Annotated in this window: 20 protein-coding genes; 1 reads left to right on the top strand and 19 read right to left on the bottom strand. The window is 38.5% G+C overall.

The annotated features are described in order from the left end of the window. Nucleotides 1-24 precede the first annotated feature (24 nt). From V7124_RS14000 to V7124_RS13925, 16 genes are all read right to left on the bottom strand, one after another. Nucleotides 25-1,095: a toxic anion resistance protein gene (locus tag V7124_RS14000; protein WP_335408391.1), complete on the bottom strand. Its 1,071-nt coding sequence runs from the start codon at nt 1,093-1,095 to the stop codon at nt 25-27. Between the two features lie 36 nt (nt 1,096-1,131). After that, on the bottom strand, nt 1,132-2,769 hold the full coding sequence (locus tag V7124_RS13995; RefSeq protein WP_335408308.1) for a YceG family protein: 1,638 nt from the start codon (nt 2,767-2,769) through the stop codon (nt 1,132-1,134). A gap of 456 nt (nt 2,770-3,225) precedes the next feature. Then, the gene (locus V7124_RS13990; protein ID WP_335408310.1) at nt 3,226-4,026 is read right to left on the bottom strand and encodes an HAD family hydrolase; all 801 of its coding nucleotides are present in this window, start codon (nt 4,024-4,026) and stop codon (nt 3,226-3,228) included. Beyond that, nucleotides 4,026-5,144: a cysteine protease StiP family protein gene (locus tag V7124_RS13985; RefSeq protein WP_335490019.1), complete on the bottom strand. Its 1,119-nt coding sequence runs from the start codon at nt 5,142-5,144 to the stop codon at nt 4,026-4,028. The genes V7124_RS13990 and V7124_RS13985 overlap by 1 nt, the downstream gene beginning before the upstream one ends. A gap of 10 nt (nt 5,145-5,154) precedes the next feature. Then, nucleotides 5,155-6,474, bottom strand: coding sequence for a phosphoribosyltransferase family protein (locus V7124_RS13980; RefSeq protein WP_335490017.1), 1,320 nt, complete (start codon nt 6,472-6,474; stop codon nt 5,155-5,157). Continuing rightward, complete coding sequence (locus V7124_RS13975; RefSeq protein WP_335408316.1) at nt 6,416-7,612, bottom strand: HpcH/HpaI aldolase/citrate lyase family protein; 1,197 nt, start codon at nt 7,610-7,612, stop codon at nt 6,416-6,418. The genes V7124_RS13980 and V7124_RS13975 overlap by 59 nt, the downstream gene beginning before the upstream one ends. A 268-nt stretch (nt 7,613-7,880) precedes the next feature. Further along, nucleotides 7,881-8,654: a TerC family protein gene (locus tag V7124_RS13970; protein WP_335408317.1), complete on the bottom strand. Its 774-nt coding sequence runs from the start codon at nt 8,652-8,654 to the stop codon at nt 7,881-7,883. A gap of 75 nt (nt 8,655-8,729) precedes the next feature. Next, a complete protein-coding gene (locus V7124_RS13965; protein ID WP_335408319.1) occupies nt 8,730-9,311 on the bottom strand; it encodes a TerD family protein in 582 nt (193 codons plus the stop codon). 98 nt (nt 9,312-9,409) lie between these two features. Then, entirely contained in the window at nt 9,410-10,000 is a 591-nt protein-coding gene (locus V7124_RS13960; protein WP_335408320.1) for a YpjP family protein, read from the bottom strand. 157 nt (nt 10,001-10,157) lie between these two features. Beyond that, a complete protein-coding gene (locus V7124_RS13955) occupies nt 10,158-10,592 on the bottom strand; it encodes a BrxA/BrxB family bacilliredoxin (protein ID WP_335408322.1) in 435 nt (144 codons plus the stop codon). A 62-nt stretch (nt 10,593-10,654) separates the two neighbouring features. Next, nucleotides 10,655-11,785: a conserved virulence factor C family protein gene (locus V7124_RS13950; protein ID WP_335490014.1), complete on the bottom strand. Its 1,131-nt coding sequence runs from the start codon at nt 11,783-11,785 to the stop codon at nt 10,655-10,657. A gap of 187 nt (nt 11,786-11,972) precedes the next feature. Next, nucleotides 11,973-13,868 (bottom strand): ABC-F family ATP-binding cassette domain-containing protein, encoded by a 1,896-nt coding sequence (locus tag V7124_RS13945; RefSeq protein WP_335490158.1) that lies wholly within the window; start codon nt 13,866-13,868, stop codon nt 11,973-11,975. After that, on the bottom strand, nt 13,865-14,515 hold the full coding sequence (locus V7124_RS13940; RefSeq protein WP_335490011.1) for an HD domain-containing protein: 651 nt from the start codon (nt 14,513-14,515) through the stop codon (nt 13,865-13,867). The genes V7124_RS13945 and V7124_RS13940 overlap by 4 nt, the downstream gene beginning before the upstream one ends. A gap of 97 nt (nt 14,516-14,612) precedes the next feature. Continuing rightward, entirely contained in the window at nt 14,613-15,461 is an 849-nt protein-coding gene (locus V7124_RS13935) for a DegV family protein (RefSeq protein ID WP_335408329.1), read from the bottom strand. A 117-nt stretch (nt 15,462-15,578) separates the two neighbouring features. Next, complete coding sequence (locus tag V7124_RS13930) at nt 15,579-16,115, bottom strand: hypothetical protein (RefSeq protein WP_335490008.1); 537 nt, start codon at nt 16,113-16,115, stop codon at nt 15,579-15,581. Nucleotides 16,116-16,184: 69 nt separating this feature from the next. After that, complete coding sequence (locus V7124_RS13925) at nt 16,185-17,867, bottom strand: formate--tetrahydrofolate ligase (protein ID WP_335408332.1); 1,683 nt, start codon at nt 17,865-17,867, stop codon at nt 16,185-16,187. A 200-nt stretch (nt 17,868-18,067) separates the two neighbouring features. Here V7124_RS13925 and metA point away from each other — a divergent pair, with 200 nt between their 5' ends. Next, nucleotides 18,068-18,976, top strand: a complete 909-nt coding sequence (gene metA, locus V7124_RS13920) for a homoserine O-acetyltransferase MetA (RefSeq protein WP_335408334.1) — start codon at nt 18,068-18,070, stop codon at nt 18,974-18,976. Between the two features lie 71 nt (nt 18,977-19,047). On the opposite strand, the gene V7124_RS13915 is transcribed toward metA, so the two are convergent. From V7124_RS13915 to V7124_RS13905, 3 genes are all read right to left on the bottom strand, one after another. Continuing rightward, entirely contained in the window at nt 19,048-19,728 is a 681-nt protein-coding gene (locus V7124_RS13915) for a class I SAM-dependent methyltransferase (RefSeq protein ID WP_335490006.1), read from the bottom strand. A 109-nt stretch (nt 19,729-19,837) separates the two neighbouring features. Then, the gene (gene mntR / locus V7124_RS13910) at nt 19,838-20,260 is read right to left on the bottom strand and encodes a transcriptional regulator MntR (RefSeq protein WP_335408338.1); all 423 of its coding nucleotides are present in this window, start codon (nt 20,258-20,260) and stop codon (nt 19,838-19,840) included. A gap of 69 nt (nt 20,261-20,329) precedes the next feature. Next, nucleotides 20,330-22,513 carry a DNA topoisomerase III gene (locus V7124_RS13905; RefSeq protein ID WP_335490003.1) on the bottom strand — a complete coding sequence of 728 codons (2,184 nt, stop codon included), beginning with the start codon at nt 22,511-22,513 and terminating at the stop codon, nt 20,330-20,332. Between the last annotated feature and the right edge of the window lie 187 nt (nt 22,514-22,700).

Raw genomic sequence — 22,700 nt, 5'->3', positions numbered from 1 at the left:
TTAGTTTTTTTATTTAACAATAATTTAGTATTGTTGTTTCAGTTGTTTAAAATTGTCTTGCAGTTGTTCTAAGCGCTTTGTTCCTTCTACACGCAGGCGCTTATTTTCTTCTTCAATTGCCCTTGTTTCCTGCATACCTTTAATAATTATGTTCCAAGACTCTTCAATGGTCTCAATTTTAATGCTCGGACCACCTGCAAGCCTTGCAATATCTGTGCTTTGCTTCGAAATGTTTGAGGCATTTTTCAGAAGCATTTCATTTGTGCGGCGGTCTAGCTCACTCATTGAATCAGCAACAAGCTTTTGTCTTTTGGCAGCAACCGCTTGAATTAAGCCATTTTTAAAAATCGGAATCGTCGTGACAAAGGCAGAATTAATTTTTCCAATCAGCTTGGTATTTCCGCGCTGCAGCAAGCGAATTTGCGGTGCAGTCTGCAGGGAAACCATCTTCGCCATTTCAAGGTCATAAATCCGTTGTTCCAATAGCTCTACAGCATTTTTAAGTGAGTCTAGCTGCATGGAAGCCATCTGATCACCTGCGGCAACTCGTGCTTCAAGCTGTGGCAATTGGTTGTTTTTTAATTCCTCAACCTTGAGCTCACCGGCAACTACGTATTTTTCCAGCGTCATATAAAACTGGTAGTTTTGCTCATACATATTCTCCAGCATTTTCGTTGAATCGACCATTTCGTGCTGGTACTTGGAAATTTCCACGTAAACCTTATCAATTTCCGAGCCCATGGATTGGTATTTGCCAAAAACTTTTTCCATCATCTTTTCGCCCTTTTTAAAGAGCTTTCCGAAAAATCCACTAGAGGTTTTTTGAAAGTCCTTTGGGTCGAACCTATCCATAATTTTGGTAAGCTGTTTCAGAAGCTCGCCGGAATCCTCCACCTTTGTGGTACGCATATTTCCTAAGATTTGGTCAGAAAAACGGGAGATTTGAACAGCAGGCTCTTTCCCAAATTCCAAGATTTTGATCTGGTCTCTCTCATCGATTGACCTTGCCAAATTTTGAACTTCCGTTTCCTTTCGAAGGGCAAGCTTAATGTCTGAAATCTTCGCTTCATTCAGGGTATCATCTGTTGTTGTCATTATGCTTGTAGATTGATTTTTTTGTAGATTCACGCTTTAATCTCCCCTTAAATTTTTTAAGAAACCTTGAAAGAATCCTTTTTTCAACTTGAAAGGCTCCTTATATTCTAATTCAAATACAACATCCTCCAGCCAGTGGGTATCGAATAAACGTTCATGGAGAAAGTTTTCAATATCATTATGTCCTGGCGGGTTATATACAATTATATCAATACCGAATTGGTTTAGGAGTAACAGCAGGGCAGCATCAGATCTGGAAAGCATACCGCGGCACTCATTGTTATAAATCATTAACTTCGGCACATGCTGTGAATAATCGAACTTCTCCATTAATTGAATAATTTCTTTCGGTGTAAACATCGCCTGACTAAATAAATAGATACTTACCTCTTCCATGTTTTCCCCTGGCTGCGACTTTAAACTAGGCTTTTCGCAAATTCGTCGAATCGCATTGGCAATTCCTTTTTGCAATCCACTCGGCAAAAAGGAATAGGGCCAATAATGGGCCTGCATCATTACTTCAGGGTTTAATAAACCATCTCGCCCAAGTGCGTTCCGGTAATGAAAACGAAAGTCGTTGGAGCTTGACCAAGTAAATGGTAATTGACGAATCAGCAGGCTATTCTCGAATTCTGAAAGATTTTGAATGCGATCCCAATACTCTTTGCGGTTTTTACTAACACCCTGAACTTTAGCAAAGAGTGATGGTATTTTAACTTGACTGTTTTCCACCTCAAAGCCTGGCCGTACCATTGCGATTTCTTTCCCAAGAATAAATAATTCATCATAGGTTGTTTTTAAGGTAATGGAAGATGGCGTGTAATCCCTTAACTGCCATGGTTTATAAAGTCCTGCTCCTTCCTGATGGAGAATATTCTCAATCTCTCGGGATGCACGATAGGCGACAGTGGTTTGGCGATTTCTTCTTTCTTTTGGAAATGGTTCAGCTTGCTGCTTATTTGGAAAATGATGCGTAAAGATTTCTTCGTCGCTAAACCCAGCTAACATATCCTTGCCTTCAGGATGAAAAATAACTAAATCACAGCCAAGCTTCAATAAAAAATAGACAAAATAAGGCTGACTTCTTTTTATATCGCCATACCATAAGAATTTTGGCATTCCCGATTGTAGGTCAACACCATCCAGCAGGGGATTTAAATGGTTCATCGACCATTTAATCACGTCCACAAGAACTCTTCTTAATTCGTGATTTTTTAAGCCATCCTTTTCACGATTTGTAAACAGTTCAAGTGTGCTTATCATTGCTTCTCTTATTTTCCGATGGATCGCCGGGACCGTTGATTTATACAAAAGCTGCTCACCGTCAAGAAAAGCAGTAAATCGATTGATGGAAAGCTTTTGTTCCTGGCTGATATTCAGAACCTTTTGAATCGCTTGAAAGTGTTGATTATCAATCGTTTTATTTAGTGATTCTTCGCTCAATAAATGTAAGCCAGGTTCGGGTGATGACACATACTCGAAAAGCCGATTATAATACTCATCACTGTCAATCGGAATGCCGAGAAATTTCCCCCGTACTTGACCAATCTGAATAGTTCCCTTGTCTAGTGAAAATTCTGGCCGTTCAGACAGCGGCTTATTCAGCATATCAAGCCAATTTTCATACGAAAGGGATACAGGTCGGATATTCATTTGGTTGTATGATAAATTCATTCATAATCCCTTCCCTCAGTATAAGCGAAAGATTTTTTTTCAGTAAAATTATGTAAGGGTATACTTTATCATCATATCACAGTTAAATAATTGGTTCATTGTTTATACGAAAGTAATCGTAAAATGTTTCATCCTTTAGACAATTTCCTCAATTTTCACCCTTTTCATTGTCCTTACATATGATTTGAGTACTGATATATAAGTAGGTGACTTTATGAGGTTTTTATACAGGCGGCCAAGAATGGAAGATGTTAGCGAGGAATTAAATATCATCATGGATTTAATGGTCTCGAAAACCTTCGTTATCATCGATTTGTTCTGGTTATGCTTACTGTTTACCCTGTTACTTTCGCCCGTTCTCGCCACAGTTAGTATGTCTATCCTATTTTTTTTCGGTTCTTTTGCTATTTTTTATTGGATATATTTATATTTCTTCTATCCTTATATAAAAGAACCTTAGATTTTAAGTGATAAAGCCTTTTGGAAATGCTCGAGAATCTCTTCTCCTGCAGCAACGCCGAGCTGGTTTGTCAGTGTGATGTCACCTGGTCCCATCACTTTAAGAAGCTCTCCATGACTTGGGACGAATCGATTGCGGCAGTTCTTTAGAAAATCCCAATCTAAAACGGAATCTCCTGCACCCGCGATTACTTCCATTCCCTCTCGGTTACAAATAAATTCAAGTGCCTTCCCCTTACTAATAGCATCTGGAATAAAGTATAGTTTTCTACCTTGCAGGCTTACTTTCCAGCCGTATTTGTCTGTTAGCTCCCGTATTTCTATGAGATCTAATGGGGTTGGCAGACTATGTAATATAAAATAAAAAAATAACTTTTCAGCCTGCTTTCTTTCCCCATCTAAGAAAATTCCTGCTCTTTTTAAGGCAGCTGCCAATTCTACCTCAGTGGCACTGCCATTTTTTAATTGAATGGTTATTTGGTCAGACCAATCCTTTAAAGGCTGCCCTTTATACAAAATCTGAGCTCCATTTGTGGTAATCGCGTAGGATAACGGTATTTCTTTCTCAAAAATGATAAAGCGTTTAAATTGTTCGGTCGTCCTCGTGGTCACCGGGATAAATAAACTGTTCTGATTTATCTTTTTTAACATGGAAAAAGCAGATGCTGTCATATACCCAGCCCACTTTCCCTTATTTAGTTCCACCGGTTTTAACAAAACATTTTCTGGCACTCCTAATTCTTCTAATGCCCGGTCGGAATACATTAAGGTTCGATCAAGATCCGATGCTGTTATCATTAACTTGTCCCCTTAACCGATTTAATTAGCCCCATACACAAATAATTCATTTCCGGATACGCTACTACCTCTACGCCTTTTTCTTCTGCTAGCATTAGAATATGTTTCGCAAACGGACTAGAAGAATCACGCATGAGGATTTTCCATGGCACCCTGCGGAGCAGTACACGTGTCGTTTCACCGACCCCTGGTTTAATAAGATTTGTATTTTCAATTCCAAATTCAGCTCGGATACGGTTCACATCCTGCATCCCTAAAAATTCAGTTTTAATTTTTAGCTGATTTCTTTGTAAAACCATTTTCTCAGCTTCATGAATGACCTGGGGAAATTCAGCTGCAATTAAATCTATATATTGATTGGAGACATCACTTGATAGCAGCTCGCGGTAATACTTTGCTCCGTGAAAATCGTCCTTAGCAATATACTGTTCATTTAACACCGTACGGCTTACAAGACCAGAGACGGTTGAATTTAAACAAGCACTTGGAATGAGGAAATCCTCTCTTGTTCCATACAGCGAGGTGCAATGGCCAGGATCGGCAATCACTGCGAGTGTATCATCAAGCTTTATTTGCCCTTTTTTTTCAAATTCCTGGCATGCCTTTGTTAATTCGATTGAAATGGCTCCTTTTCCTGTCCAGCCATCCACGAATTGAATCTTTCCCTCTGGATGTTTCGCAAAGATATACAAAAGCGCATTTTTATCTATGCCTCTGTCTCGGATAATCGAAATACTATAATGAGGGAGTGAAATACCGTAGCGTAAATGAATATATCTTTTTAACAGGACTCCAACAGGGGTACCTGCTCTTGCAAGAGAGACTAGGATTGTTTGACTTCCCTTAGCTTGATAGATTTGCTCAGCTACAACCCCAACGCACAGTGCCACTTTACGCTTATACTCACTTGTCGTCTTCCAAAATAAATCCACATATTCCTTTGGAGGCTGGTATTCTATCGGCAATGATTCACTATAATGCTGGCCAGCTTGAACCCTCATTTCTCGATTAACCGTAGAATCTTCAAGGTTGATATCACTTAAATCCTTTAATAGAAACATAACATCATCCTCTGAATAGCTTCCCATTTTAGCAGGCTGTTTTGTTTTCATCGGCATATTATCACCCCTATTCATGCATAAAAAAGACGATTTTGATCGAATTTAACTGTACTTTTTCCAGTTGTTCTAATAATATCTGAAGGTCTTCCAATGCTACTTCTCTCTCAAAAAAGATAAATAGCTCATCATATTGCTTTGGAGAAATATTGTAAACGAAATGAGCAACCTCCCGATTCTCTGGATTAGGAAAGTTGATCCCATGTCTTGCTCCATAGCCTTGTGAATCCTGTATATAGATGGGACTTCTTGTTGTGGATTGAAAATAGACGTTTCTACCCATTTCTGCAGCTAATTTCATTGGAATATACATGAACTCCCCGGTACCTAAACAAAGTGTTTTTTCACCCGTTCTGTGTTCTCTTAAAACACTAGCTGCTCTACTTATTTTTTGATTAATACTGCTCGTAATCCCAAAACGCCCTGTCTCCTTAATGAGTGGAGTGTCTTTGACATTCGCACTTTCAAAAAAGTCAGCTAATGATAGGGTTTCAATTGATGGTTTTTTTTCATAAAAATGATTCTGTTGACCCTTTTGTTCTTTCAGCTTGGCAATCTCGTTAACTTGAACATTTCCGGCCAACAAACTTACAATGTTAATCGTAATTCCTAATGTTCTTTCTAACTGTTTAAACTGTTGTTTGTTGGCCTCTGAACGCCAATCAAGAATAGAAACGACAGTATATTCTGTCCTTGGGAACTGGGCATGGATCGATTGAATAATATTGATAGCTGTTTTTCCAGTGGTCATTTCATCATCAACTAATATGATTTCTCGATGGTTATTAATCATTTCTAAGGGAATATAACATCGGTGTGAAGTAGCATGTGAATGCTCTTCTTCAAAGGTAATGATAGGTGCTAACCCGGTTAGTTCTTCTCTTGTTGTATGGAAATACTCAGCATTTTCAAAGCAATCAAAAAAGGCGTGTCCGAGTGCGGTCGCTGTCTCAGCAAAGCCAATGATAACTGGGTTCACTCTTTCATTGATAAATGCTCCAATTTCAATAGTTGGTTCACTCTGTTCGAATAATTCAACTAACCTATCCCGTACAGGGCAATCAAATCCTTTTATCGCTTCTGCATATCTTGCCGCAAGAAGAGCAGCTGTTAACAGACCTTTATTAGGATTGATAGGCAAATGTTTTCCGAGTACCTTACTCACAAATAGAAACGAACGTTTCTTATTGATTCTTGCTGCCATCGTAAAAAAGTCTTCGAGATGTAATTGATATGGATTATCCGTTTCTTCTATATCAATGGTGATTGCATCAAGAATTGTATATGTATACGTCTTTTTTGATAAGGTCGATATTTGTGTATCCTTCATGTAGCACCCCGTAAAGCTGAGATTTTAAAATGATTTTCTTTGCCCAAAATAAATGCGGCTTAATCTCATTCATTTTATTAGAAAAATTACTTTTCTTAACTCCATTTTCACTGTTTTCTGATTCAACAATCGTACACGCATCAATATATTCCTCGTATGTTACAACATTTAAAGCCTGGACTGCTTTAATATGCGTTGGATGGATGATTGTTTTTCCTGTAAGACCATTGGCGATATCCATTAACACTTCTCTGATCAGACCATCCAAATTTTGATCAATTAATTCAGCTCGCCATTTCAAGCCTTCATCCCCATATCGTTCACGAAAAGGGGTTTGTCTAAGCTGCGGTTTTAACATTCTAGGTTTCGAGGAGAAATATTCCCAGACAGGACCTGAAATGACATACGGACTTTCTGACCTTTGAAAAACATTGATAATATCGGCAATACAATCTCGTAAAACAGCAATCTCGTAAACCGTTGTATCAACACTTCTGCGAATACCATATAATCCGCAAAAGTCAGTTGCACCAATTCGTACATTCAAAATATTGTCTTTATATTGGTCGAGCAGATGTTTTATCGCCATTAACTCTGTCATTCTAGTTTCTTTATGAATAATTTTATCACTTTCTAAAATCGGCATGGCATAAAAAGGCTTATGCATTGTGTGAATGTTCACAACCTCAGTTAATAAGGCTTCCCCAGAATCAGCACTGAACTTCGGCAATACCACGCCAGTTAACACCTGTATGGCACTACCTAATTGTTCTTTAATCCGTTTAAATTGGTCAAGATTGCGGATTCGAATAAACAGGAGTGGTAAATCGTCAATCGTTAAATAATTTTTGTTGAATTCACTATGTAATTTTAACAATTCTGCAACCAGCAGCAATTCTGCTTTTTCCAGTTCAATATCCCCAACGGCATCCTCGAGGTCAATGACAAGTGATGTTAACCCCTCATGCTTTTTCGAGAGGAGTTCTTGATGAATATTTGGTCGTGTTGCCGGCATGTAGAGCGTTGCACCCAAACCATATGATAAAAGTTCTCGACTACTATACTTGTTAAAGTCTTTAGGTTTTTGAAAGAATAATGACTCGAGCTCATTTTCATAAAAATAGGTAAAGTATTTCATTCTCATTTACTCCTTTAATAAAGGCTCTTTTCTTAAACTTTGTAGCTAGTAATAAAAAAATAAATATTTGTGTTGTGTTTCGCAGAATATAGCATAAATCCGATAAGAAAAGAGCCTGCAAACTAAATTCAAAGGTGGAAAAATAACTATTGCCACGTTAAAGTCGGCTTTAAGACTTTAACAACAACCGTTACGAAAACGACCTTAAGATAAAAAAGAATGGGGACTGACTTTCGTCTGTTCCCCATTTTTTGTCATACGTTGATAATTATGATTCTTTGCCCACTTCTTTCTTTTTGTTCCTGAAATGAACAACAAAAGTAGCTGCGAATGTTAGTAAGATAATAATAAAGAATGCTGAGTGTGGAACGTGAATACCGAAAACCGCTACGAACATTTTTGCTGCAATTAACAGGATTAAGATATACGCTGATGTTTCAAGCTCTGGAATGCGGTCAATTAACTTCAAGAATACTCCGGCAATACCTCGCATCATAAGAACCCCGAGCATACCACCGACTAATAATACCCAAACTTGTTCACTAACACCAAATGCAGCAAGGACGCTGTCAACAGAAAATGCAATGTCCATTATTTCTACAGCAACAACGGTTCCCCAGAAGGTACCAAATAGACGGATAAGTAATCCATTTTTATTGATGCCGTGTTCTTCTTCTTCACCTTCATTTTGTGCTGCTTTACGTTTATCCATGAAGTATTTAATAGCTAACCATGCTAGATAAGCTGCACCTAAAATCTTTACCCACCACAGTTTAATTAAGAATACCCCTACGCCGATCGCAATAAAACGGAAAACATAAGCTCCTAATAAACCATAGAAAAGTGCTTTTTTACGTTGTTCGGGTGGTAAGTGCTTAACCATTACAGCTAAAACGAGTGCATTATCTGCAGAAAGTAAGCCTTCTAGAATAACCAAGGTCCCAATTAATCCCCATGCAACCGGATCGGTGAGAACCTGTCCCCACATTTCCCAGTTAAAAAATTGGGCATACGTATCTATAATTCCTTGTAAAACAGACATAAAAAAAATTCCTCCTGGATGTTAGATGTTTTCATTCAAAGACCCAGCGTTATGCTGGGTCTTTATTCTAGTTGTTTAACCTACTGATAATCCAAAGTCTGTTGCCAATGCTGCTAATCCGCCTTGATAGCCGCTGCCAATCGCACTAAACTTCCATTCGCCGTTATGACGGTATAATTCACCTACAACAACAGCCGTTTCAATAGAGAAATCTTCTCCTAAATCGTAACGGATTAACTCCTCACCATTTGCTTCATTGAAAATACGAGCATAGGCATTTGATACTTGACCAAAGTTTTGGTTTCTAGCTGCTGCATCGTGAATCGTAATGGTAAAAGTAACACGTTGAATAGTAGCAGGAATCGTAGTTAAGTTGATGCCAACTGTCTCGTCATCTCCATCACCTTCGCCAGTACGATTATCACCATTATGTACAACTGCGCCATTTGCACCTTTTGGGTTATTGTAGAACACAAAATCTGATTCATTTGTAACTTTACCATTTTCCCCTAATAGGAATACGGATGAATCTAAATCGAAATCATTACCACCATCATATTTATTTGTATCCCAGCCTAATCCTACTACAACATTTGTTAACCCAGGATTTGATTTCGTTAAATCTACCTTTTGACCTTTTGATAAACTAATTGCCATTTTTTCATTCCTCCATTTTTGGTATAGTTTTAATACGAGTTTCTCTTAGAAAGGTTTCAAAAAAATAATAAAACTTTTTTTGTTATGATAGCAAATCATTAACTCATCCATTTCGGCGGTGTATTTTTATCCCAATAGATGGAGCCGAGTTCATGGTGACTTTGAAAGCCATCATGATATGTATGGTAATGAAAGTTAAACCAGTATCCTGCTTGGGGCGGATTATCCCTTCTGACATGAAAGCGAAGAACATCCATATTTGTATTACTGTTTTTAATATTAAAAATCTTTTCTGATTGCCCTTTGCCTGGTGACTCCGTAATGGCCAAGTTTAATAAATCCTCTGTTGGGAACTGGGTAGCCGTTTCCTGCAGGGCTTTTTCAATATTTGGCATGATGATTTCTCTGAACTCATTTTCAATGACAGGTTTAATTCTTGTGCCGAATTTTTGATAAGACTGGCGTTCAGCTTGTTTAAGTAGGTCGTTGATAAATTTCTCTTTGTCAACTTCTGTTTCTATAAAGGAGGTAGTTTCTTGGCTATAACCTCTTATTAGCCCTGCATCAAAAATATCTCTCTCACTAGGTTTCTCTGCATTTACGTTATTTATTAATTGTGTTGGTGTAATTAATCCAAAGGTTAAAACTGAAATCAGGACTACCGCCGATTTACGAATCCACTTATTCATCTTTATATTCCCCTTTGTACCTGGAAGAATTCAGCAAATTTTTCCGCTATTTTTTGACTCTTACCAATTATTATACTTCTTTTATAGGGAAAATTGAAAATCATTTCTTGCTAAGAATCATGATTTTTTTAAAAAAAGGACGTCGTTAGACATCCTTTTAGCAATTGGCTTCGAATGCTGCCTTTAAATTGGCCATAATGGATTCCATGGGCATACCTTCAATATCATGGCGCGGTATGAAATGAACCACTTTATTACCTTTCAACAATGCCATTGATGGTGAGGATGGCTCAATTCCATCGAAATACTCGCGCATTTTTGCGGTAGCATCCTTATCCTGGCCAGCAAATACTGTAACAAGATGTTCTGGTTTTTTCTCGCTTGTTAACACAGCTTGTGTTGCAGCAGGGCGTGCAAGTCCAGCCGCACATCCGCAAACAGAATTCACGACTACGAGTGTTGTGCCACTTGCATTCTCCATATAGTTTTCAACTTCTTCAGTAGTAGTGAGTTCCTGGAACCCAGTCCTAGTTAATTCCTCACGCATTGGTAAAACCATTTGTTTCATGTATTCTTCGTATGCCATTGACATATTAAAAACCTCGCTTTCTATATTTGCAGTGTACTATATCCTATTTATTATATGCAATTCTATTAGCTTTCTGCTTTTCGCGCTTCCGTCATCTGCTTCCAAACTGAACCTTTTGCTGCCTCTCCGCCTTCAATCCTTTCAATTGCCATTCTGATTTGCATGCTGACCTCAAATTCGGGGTCATTTTCGGCTGCTTTTAGAGCTGGCAAAGATGTTTCATCTCCTACCTCATACAAAAACATGGCAGCCCGCCAGCGAACTAATTTACTTGGATCTTGAAGCGCTTTGGTCATCGCTTCACTCGCTTCAGGGAATCCAAGATCTGATAAGCAATCCCCAGCAGTCCTTCTAACAGTAACTGTCTTATCCATTAACGCTTTAAATAAAAGAGGTAATACAGCTTGGTCCTTAATCATCCCAAGATAGACAGTGGCAAGCCTGCGGATGGATGGCTTTTCGTCTGATAATGATTTTTCTAAAACAGGTAAATCTTCTAGCTCGGGATCATCCATTTGTTCGAGTAGCTGATAGCGGATTTGCCAGTCAGGATTGGCTAATGCCTCCAATGTCACTTTTTTGCGTTCCCGCGTTGGCTTTTGTTTCGTTTCTTTCGTTTGTGCCTTTGATACGAGCTCTTCAAGGCGCTCATTTGGATAAGCGGCAATTAATTCTTCAACTACTTGCTGCCCAATATCTTCAAATTCCCCATAGCGAACGCCTTGTTGATCCCATCTGCGAAGCAAAATATAATTTTCGTCTGGCAGCTGTGCTCGCTCTCTCGCTTTTAAAAAGGAATCTGGCATTCCGAACCGTTTTTCCGTGGAACCGTCAGTTAGCTTAACCTGAAGGGGGATATCCTTAAACATTTGGACTTCCACCTTGATTTCACCAAAGTGTTCGTCTACTTTATTTTGGGATTCCATTGATAACGCATCTGTTTCACCAAACGCCTGGCGGACTTGTGGTAATAATTCCTTCCAGTCAAATTTAGCATTCCTTTCAACTGCAAGAAAATCGGCCACATGATAAACACCTTTGACTCCATTTATAGTCAATATACTTTGGATAACAGCAGGTGCGTCTGATGACGTTTCTTTTTTATAATTATGGCTTTTCCCCATTGGCAGTTCTTGATCTAAGATAATTTTCATCGTATTAGGACTTGGCGTTGGTTCGATTGCCTTAATTTTCAAGATGATCACCTAATTCTTTAGTTTCTCTTTACAAGTTTAACATATTGAATGTAGTTCATTCTATAAATTGGGCTTAGGGTATCGTTACCGAAGATATATTCTTTATTCGCAATAGATCAGAATTAACGCAGATATACGTTTCCGAAGCTAAAAATCATCAAAAAAAGCACGTCATAAGACGCACTCTTTACTCACTTTCCGCTAATTCAGCTAGATATTCCCATCTTTCGATTAAATACTCAAGCTTTTCGTTTAATTCTGTTTCTTCTTTCATTAATTCTTGAGCTTTTGTGAAGTCACTGCCGGTGTTTCCGATTTCTTCAGCAACCTTTTCGAGACGTGCTTCGGTTTTAGCAATGACTTCGTCCATTTCTTCCCACTCTTTTTTCTCCTTAAAGGTCATTCTTTTCTTTTTTTCCTTTTCAGGAGCTTTCGCAGTTTGAGCAGAAGATGTTACTGGCTTTTTCGCAGCAGTTTCAGTTGCTATTTCCTTTTCAAGATATTCACTGTAATTTCCATAAAAAGAATCAATATGACCTTCCCCTCGTAAAACAAGCAGTTGATCGACGACCTTATCAAGGAAGTAACGATCATGGGAAACGGTGATTACAACCCCAGGGAAATCCTCTAGATAATCTTCAAGGACCGTCAAGGTTTGCGTATCCAGATCATTTGTCGGTTCATCGAGCAATAGCACGTTGGGGGCAGTCATTAATAACTTCAGTAAATATAAACGGCGTTTTTCTCCACCTGATAATTTACGGATTGGTGTTCCATGTGAAAACGGCGGGAAAAGAAACCGTTCGAGCATAAGGGCAGCTGAAAGTGTTTTCCCATCGGAAGTCTCAATCACTTCAGCGGTTTCTTTAATATACTCAATCATTCGCTTGCTCTCATCCATATCTTCGTTTTCTTGCGTATAATAAGCGATTTTCACTGTTTGTCCCATGATGAATTCACCTTCATCAAGTGGCAGCTTTTTAGCAAGGACATTCAACAGCGTAGACTTTCCTGTTCCATTTCTACCGATAATCCCAAGACGATCACCTGGTTTTACGAGTAAATTAAAGTGGTTTAAGATTGTTTTTTCCCCATAACGCTTTGAGGCATCCTTGAGTTCAAAAACCTGTTTACCGAGCCGGCTGCCGTTTAGTGAAATATCTACCTTCTCACCTGTAGGCTTTCCACCTGAAAGCTTATCATCTAGTTCATCAAAACGCTGAATTCGTGCCTTTTGCTTCGTTGTTCGTGCTTTTGCTCCGCGTCTCATCCACTCAAGCTCTCGTCTAAACAGATTCTGTTTCTTTTCAAAGGTAGCTGCCTCATTTTCTTCACGAACCGCTTTTGCTTCTAAAAAAGCTGCATAATTACCTTTATAGCTATAGAGATTACCGCCATCCAGTTCGAACATTCTGTTTGCAACCCGGTCTAAAAAGTATCGATCATGTGTTACCAATAGAATAGAGCCGCTATACCTGCTTAAGTAATCCTCGAGCCATTTAACTGAGTCAAAGTCGAGATGGTTGGTTGGCTCGTCCAAAATGAGTAAATCAGGCTCTGCAATTAATACTTGAGCTAAGGCAACACGTTTTTTTTGCCCGCCAGATAGCTCGCCAATTTGTTTAGTAAAATCTTCAATTCCCAATTTCATTAAAATTGACTTTGCATTGGTGCTCGCATCCCAAGCATTCAAAGCATCCATTTTCTTTTGTAATTGAAATAATTCCTCTTGTACCTTTGTGTCATTTGGACTTGAATTCAACAACAGCAGTGTTTTTTCATACTCACGCATTAGCCTAAGGATCGGAGCGTCACCATGATAAACCTGTTCGAGAACGGTTTTACCTGGATCCAAATCAGGCTGTTGATCTAGAAAGGCAATCGTATAATCTTTTCCAGTGATAATTTTTCCGTCATCTGGCTGGTCTAAGCCAGCGATAATTTTTAACAACGAGGATTTACCCGTCCCATTGATTCCAATCAAGCCGACGCGCTCTTTTTCACCAATAGTTATAGAAATATGGTTAAAAAGCTGTTTCTCTCCATACGTTTTAGTAACATTTTCTACAGTGAGCATTTTCATCGTGCTTGACCATCCCATTCTAGATAAAATTGTCTTAAAAATACTTCCATCATTTCTTGACGGCTCGCGGCCATTTCTTTGGCCGTTTCTGTATTTAGTAAGTCTTTCAACTTTAATAATTTTTCATAAAAATGATGAATGCTTGTTGATTTACCTTTTCGATATTCTTCTAGGCTCATTTCTTCGCGCACACTCACAGTGGGGTCGTAGATAGGTTGACCTTTTTTGCCGCCATAGGCAAATGCCCTTGCAATTCCAATTGCTCCAATCGCATCTATTCGATCTGCATCCTGAACAATTTTTGCCTCGATGCTAGCTAACCCTGTTTTTCTTCCACCTTTATATGAAATCGTTTCGATAATGTTCGTAATCGCATGTTGTGCCACTTCAGGCAAATCAATCGTTTGAAAAAATAAATTCAGCTTTTTCTGCCCTGCCTCAGCACTTTCATTTAACTTTTCATCAGAGATATCATGCAGGAGAGCTGCCATTTCAATAATAAAAGGGTCACCTGCTTGTTCTTTTTGACAAATATCTAAGGCAGTCCGTCTTACACGGTCAACATGGTACCAATCATGACCTGTTGCATCATCACCTAATTCACTACGGACATACATTGCCGTTTGTTCGATAATTTGATCATACATATAAAAACACCTTCCTTCACCCTTGCTATTTTATCATGAATAACGAACAAAAAATAACCCCGAACAAAATTCGGAGTCATGATCTTTCCTAAATAAACTATTTCAATCCATTATGCCAGCTAATCCCAAGCGTGTTTTCACCCGCATGGACACCAATAACAGCACCCAACGGACAGCAAATAACTTTTAGCTCTGGATATTGTCGTTCTAATTCCACTTTCCATTCATTTGCATGCTCTAAGTGTAGTCCATATAAAATATAGACTTCTTTAAATCTATGCTTCTCGTAGGAAGATTTAAAATAATCCAGAATTTTTTCTTTTGCCTTTTTATCACTTCTTACTTTTTCCTTTGTGTTAAGAGCACCATTTTCAATCGATATAATCGGCTTCACGTTCAGCATACTTCCCAGAAAGAACTGTAAACCAGACATCCTTCCACTGCGGTGCAGCTGTTCTAGGCTTCCAATTAGTACATATGTTTCATTGGTGGTTTTTAGTGAATCTAATTGATCGATTACTGACGCAACACTATTTCCTGCTTCAACAAGCTCAATTCCTTTTTTTAATATAGCCGTCATCGGTGCCGTTAGAATATGAGAATCGAAGGTAGTAACTGGAATGTCCACAAGCTTGGCAGCCTGTTCGCTTGAGGAAACGGTACCACTTAGTTTTCCAGATAAAAGTACAGCCACTACCTGGTCATAATCTTTTGCAAGTTTTTCATATAATTCTTGAAAAACTCCAACAGCAGGCTGTGATGTTTTTGGTGGTGACTTAAGCTCTTTTAATTTCGCAAAAAGCTGGGCAGCTGTTAAATCGATTCCGTCAGCAAATTCCTCACCGTCTAATAAAATTGTTAATGGAATTGTATACAAATCAGGATGATTTATTAATTCATCATCTAAAAAAGCTGTACTGTCCGTTACCCATGCCGTTTTAACCAATGTAATCTCCCCTTTAATTTAGTATGAGGTCCTAATATCAAATTAAAACAATCGTACCTTGAAATTGATTCCTTGTAAATATAAAAAAACCAGCTAATAAAAAGCTGGTTCTTTCCTTTAGTTTAAGTTGAAATGGTTTTTGCTCAGATATCCTTCTAAATGTTCGAGTGTTAAAACCATGGAATCGATTAATTCAACTAGATCTTCAATTTGATCTTCCCGAATAAGTCGATCTAATTCAATACTATGAACGTTATTAATTTCTGATTCGGGGTGATTAACGGTGACGGATTGACTAATCTTCCTATTCCTTCCCCAAATTTCAAAAAGAATGGTTTCGATGTTATTCAATGGTTTAGCGTCCGTAATACCATGATGAAAAAATTGTAGTTTCATATAGCAGCCCGCATGTTTTTCTGATAGAGAATCCGGCAGTAGTTCAGCTGCTAGATTGATTAGATTTGACTTAATTTCAATCATAGCCGTTACTTGTGACTCAGGTAATGTAAAGGAAACATCGAAACTTCGGGACATCTTCGCCATATTCATGATGTCATTACGATCAATGATAACGATTTTTCCTGCAAAATCGAAATCATAAAGTGCACCCTCAACGACTACTTTCATATTATCAAACGCCGTCGGATCGAACATATACTCACCTCAGTTTATTAAAGGCTGCCTTCGTTATTAAAAGCAGCAAAGATTAAGAAAAGAGCGTTATTAAAACAATCCAGTTGCTCTGCCATGTTCATCTACGTCCATATTTAATGCTGCAGGCTTTTTCGGTAATCCTGGCATTGTCATTACATCTCCGGTCAATGCCACAATAAAGCCTGCTCCAATCGATGGTTTAAATTCTCTGACGTTTACAGTAAAGCCCGTAGGTCTCCCTAGTTTCGCTGGGTCATCTGACAAGGAATATTGTGATTTTGCCATACAAATTGGCAAATTAGACCAACCAAAGTTTTCAAAATCAATCAGCTGCTTTTTCGCTTTCGGAGTAAACTCTACGTCTTTTCCTCCATAAACCTTTTGGACAATCGTCCGTACCTTTTCTTCAAGGGAATCAGATAAATCGTATAAAGGCTGGAACTTATTCTCTTCTTTTTCCATTACGGAAAGCAGTTTTTCTGCGAGTTCTACCCCGCCTGCTCCACCTTTTTCCCATACTTCTGTTAAGGCAACCGCAACACCCTCATGGTTACACCAATCAAGCAAAGTTTTTACTTCTAGGTCTGTATCAGTGATAAATTTGTTAATTGCCACCACCACTGGTAAACCGAAGCTTTTGATTGTCTCAATATGTTTTTGAAGGTTAGCAAAACCCATAGTTAACGAAGCAATGTTTTCCTTTGCCAGGTCAGATTTTTCTACTCCACCATGCATTTTCAACGCTCTGATCGTGGCAACAATTACAACTGCTTCTGGTTTAATACCAGCACTTCTTGCTTTAATATGTAAAAACTTTTCTGCACCTAAATCCGCGCCAAAGCCGCCTTCCGTTAAAACATAATCAGCTAACTTTGCTGCAGCACGAGTGGCAATTACACTATTACAGCCATGAGCGATATTAGCAAATGGCCCGCCATGCACAAGTGCAGGAGTATGCTCGATAGTTTGGACAAGATTTGGTTTTATCGCATCCTTAAGTAATAGTGTCAGAGCACCCTCAACTTCAAGGTCACCGACCGTTACCGGCTCTCTTTTGTCATTATAAGCAACAACCATTCTAGCTAATCGTATTTTTAAATCCTTCAAATCAGAAGCTAAACAAAGCACTGCCATAATTTCTGAGGCGACGGTAATATCAAAGCCATCTTCGCGCGGAACTCCTTGTTGAGGACCACCGAGACCAATAACCACTTTTCTTAATGCACGGTCATTTAAATCAAGTGCACGTTTCCAAACGATTCGGCGCTGGTCGATCTTAAGTACATTTCCTTGTTGTATATGATTATCTAGTAGAGCTGCCAGGGCATTATTTGCGGTGGTAATCGCATGCAGGTCGCCAGTAAAATGCAAATTAATGTCTTCCATCGGCAATACCTGTGAATACCCTCCACCGGTTGCACCACCTTTAATTCCCATCGTTGGGCCTAATGAAGGTTCTCGCATGGCAATAATCGATTTTTTTCCAATTCTTCGAAAGGCATCGCCAAGACCAACGGTTACCGTTGATTTTCCTTCACCAGCAGGCGTTGGGTTAATGGATGTAACCAGTATGATTTTTCCACTTTCATTTGTTTCAATTTTAGTAAGTGCCTCATAGGAAATTTTCGCTTTATATTTCCCATAAAGTTCGAGATCATCCTCTGATAAACCGATCGATTCGGCAATTTCAAGGATTGGTTTCATGGTTGATTCTTGTGCGATTTCAATGTCTGACTTATAAGATGTTTTCATTTGCAAAAAAGATCCCCTCGTTCACATAGAATTTAAAACCACTTCTATTGTATCAAATCACTGATTTGTTTCGTGAATTATTTTTTACAAACATTATTCTTTTCTGAAATAAATATAATGTTTATAATGTTAATGACCGAATTTTATAAAAAATACGATATACTTAGATACAAGATTAGTAAATAAAGGGGGAGTGCACCTTGCCTATTAACATTCCAAAGCTGCTGCCTGCTAGAGAAATCCTTGAACATGAAAATATTTTTGTCATGGACGACGAACGGGCCATCCAACAGGATATCCGGCCATTAAATATTCTTATCCTAAATTTAATGCCGGAAAAAGAAAAGGCAGAAACGCAGCTATTGAGGCTTTTGGGAAACAGCCCGCTGCAAGTAAATGTAAAGTTTTTAAAAACGAATTCCTACGAGGCTACGAACACCAGTAAACAACATCTGGAACAATTCTATACCACCTTTCCAGAGGTCAAAAATCAAAAGTATGATGGAATGATCATTACGGGTGCGCCTGTGGAACTCATGGAGTTTGAACAGGTAAAATACTGGCAAGAACTTATGGAAATAATGGACTGGACCAAAACCAATGTGACTTCTACCCTGCATATTTGCTGGGGAGCACAGGCAGCACTTTTTTATCATTATGGGATCGATAAATTTGAATTGACTCGAAAATGTTCCGGGATTTATGAACACCAAATCTTTGAGCAAACTGATTTGCTTTTACGTGGTTTCGATGATCATTTTTATGCTCCCCATTCTCGTTATACTGATGTATCAATTGGTGAGATTCATGAGAATTCAGAACTGACGCTGTTAGCCGCATCGGAGGAAGCTGGCGCACTGCTCATTGCTTCCAAGGATCGAAAACATGTGATGATTACTGGACATTTGGAATACGAATCAGATTCTTTAGCCCATGAATATAATCGTGACATTTCTAGAGGGGTGCAAATTCATATTCCGGAAAATTATTTTCCTAACAATGATCCAACACAACCTCCAATTAATCGCTGGCGTTCCCATGGTCATTTGTTCTTTTCAAACTGGCTAAACTATTATGTCTATCAGGAAACACCTTTTCATTGGGATTGAAAGAATCGAACGTTCCATTTTCAATACATTTGAAATTAAAAAAAGCGGAAGATGCCCATTGGCTCTTCCGCTTATTTATTTTGAAACATGAAAACCCACATAAAGGTTAATGCTTGCCTCAAATCTAGTGATAGTTTCTCTAAAGGTAAATTTTCTGCTCCCCGCTTGTAAACTCCGAGTTCATCCACTTTAACTAAACCATTTTCTTCTGCCAGCTTCCCTAGCTCCCACGGCATCATCGTATTACAAATAACCTTTTCTCCATACAGCCTCAAGTAGCTGTTAATTCGCGGCATAGCAGTAGGTCCTAAAATCGCAATACAAATCAGACCATCTCTTTTGACCACTCGTTTCATTTCAGTTAAAACCTTCAGTGGATTCTCCGTCCACTCTAGTGAATTAATGGCCATGATGGCATCGAAAGAGTCAGATTCTACAGGTATATTCGAAATGTCTGCTTTCAAGAATTGTGCTGAAGTATCTTTTGCTCTTTTCCTAGCCTTTTCAAGCATTTGTTCAGAGAGGTCAATCCCAGTAACCCGAAAGCCTTTCATTGCCAACTTATACGAGGGATAACCGTCACCACAGCCAAGATCACAAATAGCTTCCTCCCCTGTAAGGTGCTTTGTTAAAAAGGGGATAATGTCTTTTCGGCTCCCCTTATCCCACATTTCTATGCTGTTAGAGTGCCACGTTTCAGCTCGCTCATCCCACTGTTTTTCTGCTTCGTCCACCCATTTGAAATTGGTCATTTTACGCCTCCATCCATTTTATTTATTATGTATTCGCCCTTAGATTTAATAATTCCTTTAATTATCCTAGTACTAGTAAAGCACCTGGTAATTGGCCAGGTGCTTTAGTTTAATCAGCTTCATTTTGTTTTTGAATTTCTTTTAGAGCATCAATTCTCGTTTCATCCTCTTGAAAAAATTGAACGAGGTCAACGATGCGTTCGATCGAATCCCAGCTTAAGTGATGCTCAATTCCCTCGACGTCATTGTAGATATTTTCATCTCTAACTCCGATGATTTTTAGGAACTGTTCAAGTAAATCATGTCTAAATACTAGACGTTTACCGATCTTATTACCTTTTGTGGTTAAGCTAAATCCTCTATATTTTTCATAAACTAAGTATTCGTCTTTGTCTAGTTTTTGAACCATTTTTGTTACTGAGGAGGGATGAACAGATAATGCCTCAGCGATATCCGATACTCGGGCATATCCTTTTTCTTCAATTAACATATAAATTTGTTCTATATAATCTTCCATACTAGGTGTTGGCATCCCGTACCTCCAAAAAAATTACTCTTCTAAAAGTTTACTATAGAAAAAAAATAGTGACAAGGTGATTTATCACTTTACTGCATTCTGCTCTTTTGGATTATTTTCAAATTGGAACTTAATCCTATTTTCCTGTTCATCTAGGAAAAGCCTTGCATTAAAGGTTTTATCCTTATTTGTAAAACCTTCAATTACCTCAGTCTTTCCCTCCGTTAACAAGAGTTTAATATTTTTTTGGGTGATGTTTTTCCCCAGAATTTTTTTTGAAATCGTGAAGTTACATTGGTTTTTTTGATAGTTAGTACATCCATAAAAGCTGCCTTTATCCACAATGGCTCCATCACATTTTTTACATTTGCCCAGCTTTGTACTGCCTTTACCCTTTGTCAATTGCTTACTTGGTGTGAAACTGTCGCGTACATCTTCCGAAAAAGCCCAATTATCGGAATGACCTACACCTGAAGAAATAAGATGGTATACCATCTTATTTGTTTGTTCCATAAAGTTTTTCGGAGAGGCAGCGCCCTCGGAAATTTCTTTTAATTTTTGTTCCCATTTAGCCGTCATTTCCGGGGAAGCAAGGACTTCCTTACCAATTGCTTCTATCAGAATTCTCGCTTTCGCAGTAGCATAGACCATGTTCTTTGTGACATCTATATATCTACGGTCCTTCAGCATGGTAATAATTCCTGCCCTTGTCGCCTCGGTACCGAGTCCTTCTGTCTTAGATAAAATTTTCTCCATTTCCTTGTCTTCGATATGCTTGCCTGCCGTTTTCATTAAGGTAATTAACTGGCCTTCTGTATAGCGTTTTGGGGGCTGCGTTTGACTCTCTTTAACATCAACCTTTGTTGTCCTGCCTTTTTCCCCTATTGTAAGTTGTGGAAGCGCAGGCTCATCCTCCTTTTCCTTATGATTGACAACCTTCCTCCACCCTACTTCAATTTGCACTTTACCCTTTGAAAGAAAAACGGCCCGACCATCTATTAACGTTTTTACCGTTGTATATTCGGCAATTGCTTTTGGATAATGGGCTGCTATTAAACTGGTGACAATCAAATCGTAAAGTTTCTTTTCATCTGGATCCAGCCGGTCAACATTTGGAATTTGTTCTGTAGGAATAATCGCATAGTGGTCGGTAACCTTTTTCTCATTAACATAGCGCTTGTTATCGGCTATCGATTCGATAGGCAGTGGAAAAAACTGATCATACCCCTTAATATGACTAATTTTATTGAGAATTTCAGGGAAAGTATTTGCTTCTTCTATGGTCACATACCTTGAATCCGAACGGGGATATGAGACATTTCCTTTTTGGTAGAGTTTTTGCAGGACATCAAGCGTCTTCTTTGGCGAAAATTTATAGCGCTTGTTCGCTTCTGCCTGAAGAGCTGATAGATTATATAGTAACGGCGGTAAAAATTCTTTTCTCTCTGCTTCAACCTCTGCTACTTCTGCCGGCTTTTCTCGGCAAAAAGCTGCAACCTTCTCTGCCATGTCTTTTGTTTTTACCCTTGTTTCCCCATCATTCTGCCATTTACCGTTATATTTCTTACCTTCAATGTTAAAATGAGCAATCACTTCCCAAAAGGGTTCGGACTTGAAATTTTCAATTTCTAATTCTCTTTTTACAATAAGAGCTAATGTAGGAGTTTGAACCCGACCTACTGAAAACACATCAGAAAATCCTTGTTTTTGCAAAAGCAAGCTATACAGCCGCGATGCATTCATACCTACTACCCAGTCCGCACAGGCGCGGGTGTAGGCTTCATAATACAAATTTCTTGTATGGTCTTCGTCTAGTAATTTACTAAACCCGTCACGAATCGAATTTGCCGTTAAGGACGAAATCCAAAGCCGTTTCATTGGCTTTTTACAGCCTGTAATCCGAAGTATATTACGGATAATTAATTCACCCTCGCGCCCAGCATCACCTGCGTGAATAATTTCTGTAACAGCAGGGTTATTTACCAGCTTTTGAATAACGGAAAATTGTTTTATTTTATCCTTAGTTACTTCATATTGGAACTGAGCAGGTATCATTGGCAAATTATCTAAAGACCATTTCTTCCAGCCTGGCTCGTACTTTTCTGGGTTAACAAGCTGGCATAAATGTCCGATCGCCCATGTGACATAAGCGCCATTTGTAAAAGTTTCATTTGGAAAAATCTCTATAAAACCATTTTGTTTTTTATGTTTAAAAATAGAAGCCAAGGTTGAACCTTGGTCTGGTTTTTCAGCAATAATTAATTTCATTTATGTTTGCTCCTCTTTAACTAAGGCTGTATTCGCATCAATGTTGTTAAAATCATAAGGCCGATTTTAACGTGGCAATAATTATTTTTAGTGTTTAAATTTAGTTTGCTAGCTCTTTTCTCACTATATTTTTTTTACTTTCGCTAATACACAGCAAAATCAATAATTTTTATTAGAAAACAACAAA

It is taken from the genome of Neobacillus niacini (assembly GCF_036961885.1).
Lineage (GTDB): Bacteria > Bacillota > Bacilli > Bacillales > Cytobacillaceae > Neobacillus > Neobacillus niacini_H.
Note: the sequence above shows the minus strand (reverse complement) of the source record. Positions and strands in the feature narration are given on the sequence as shown.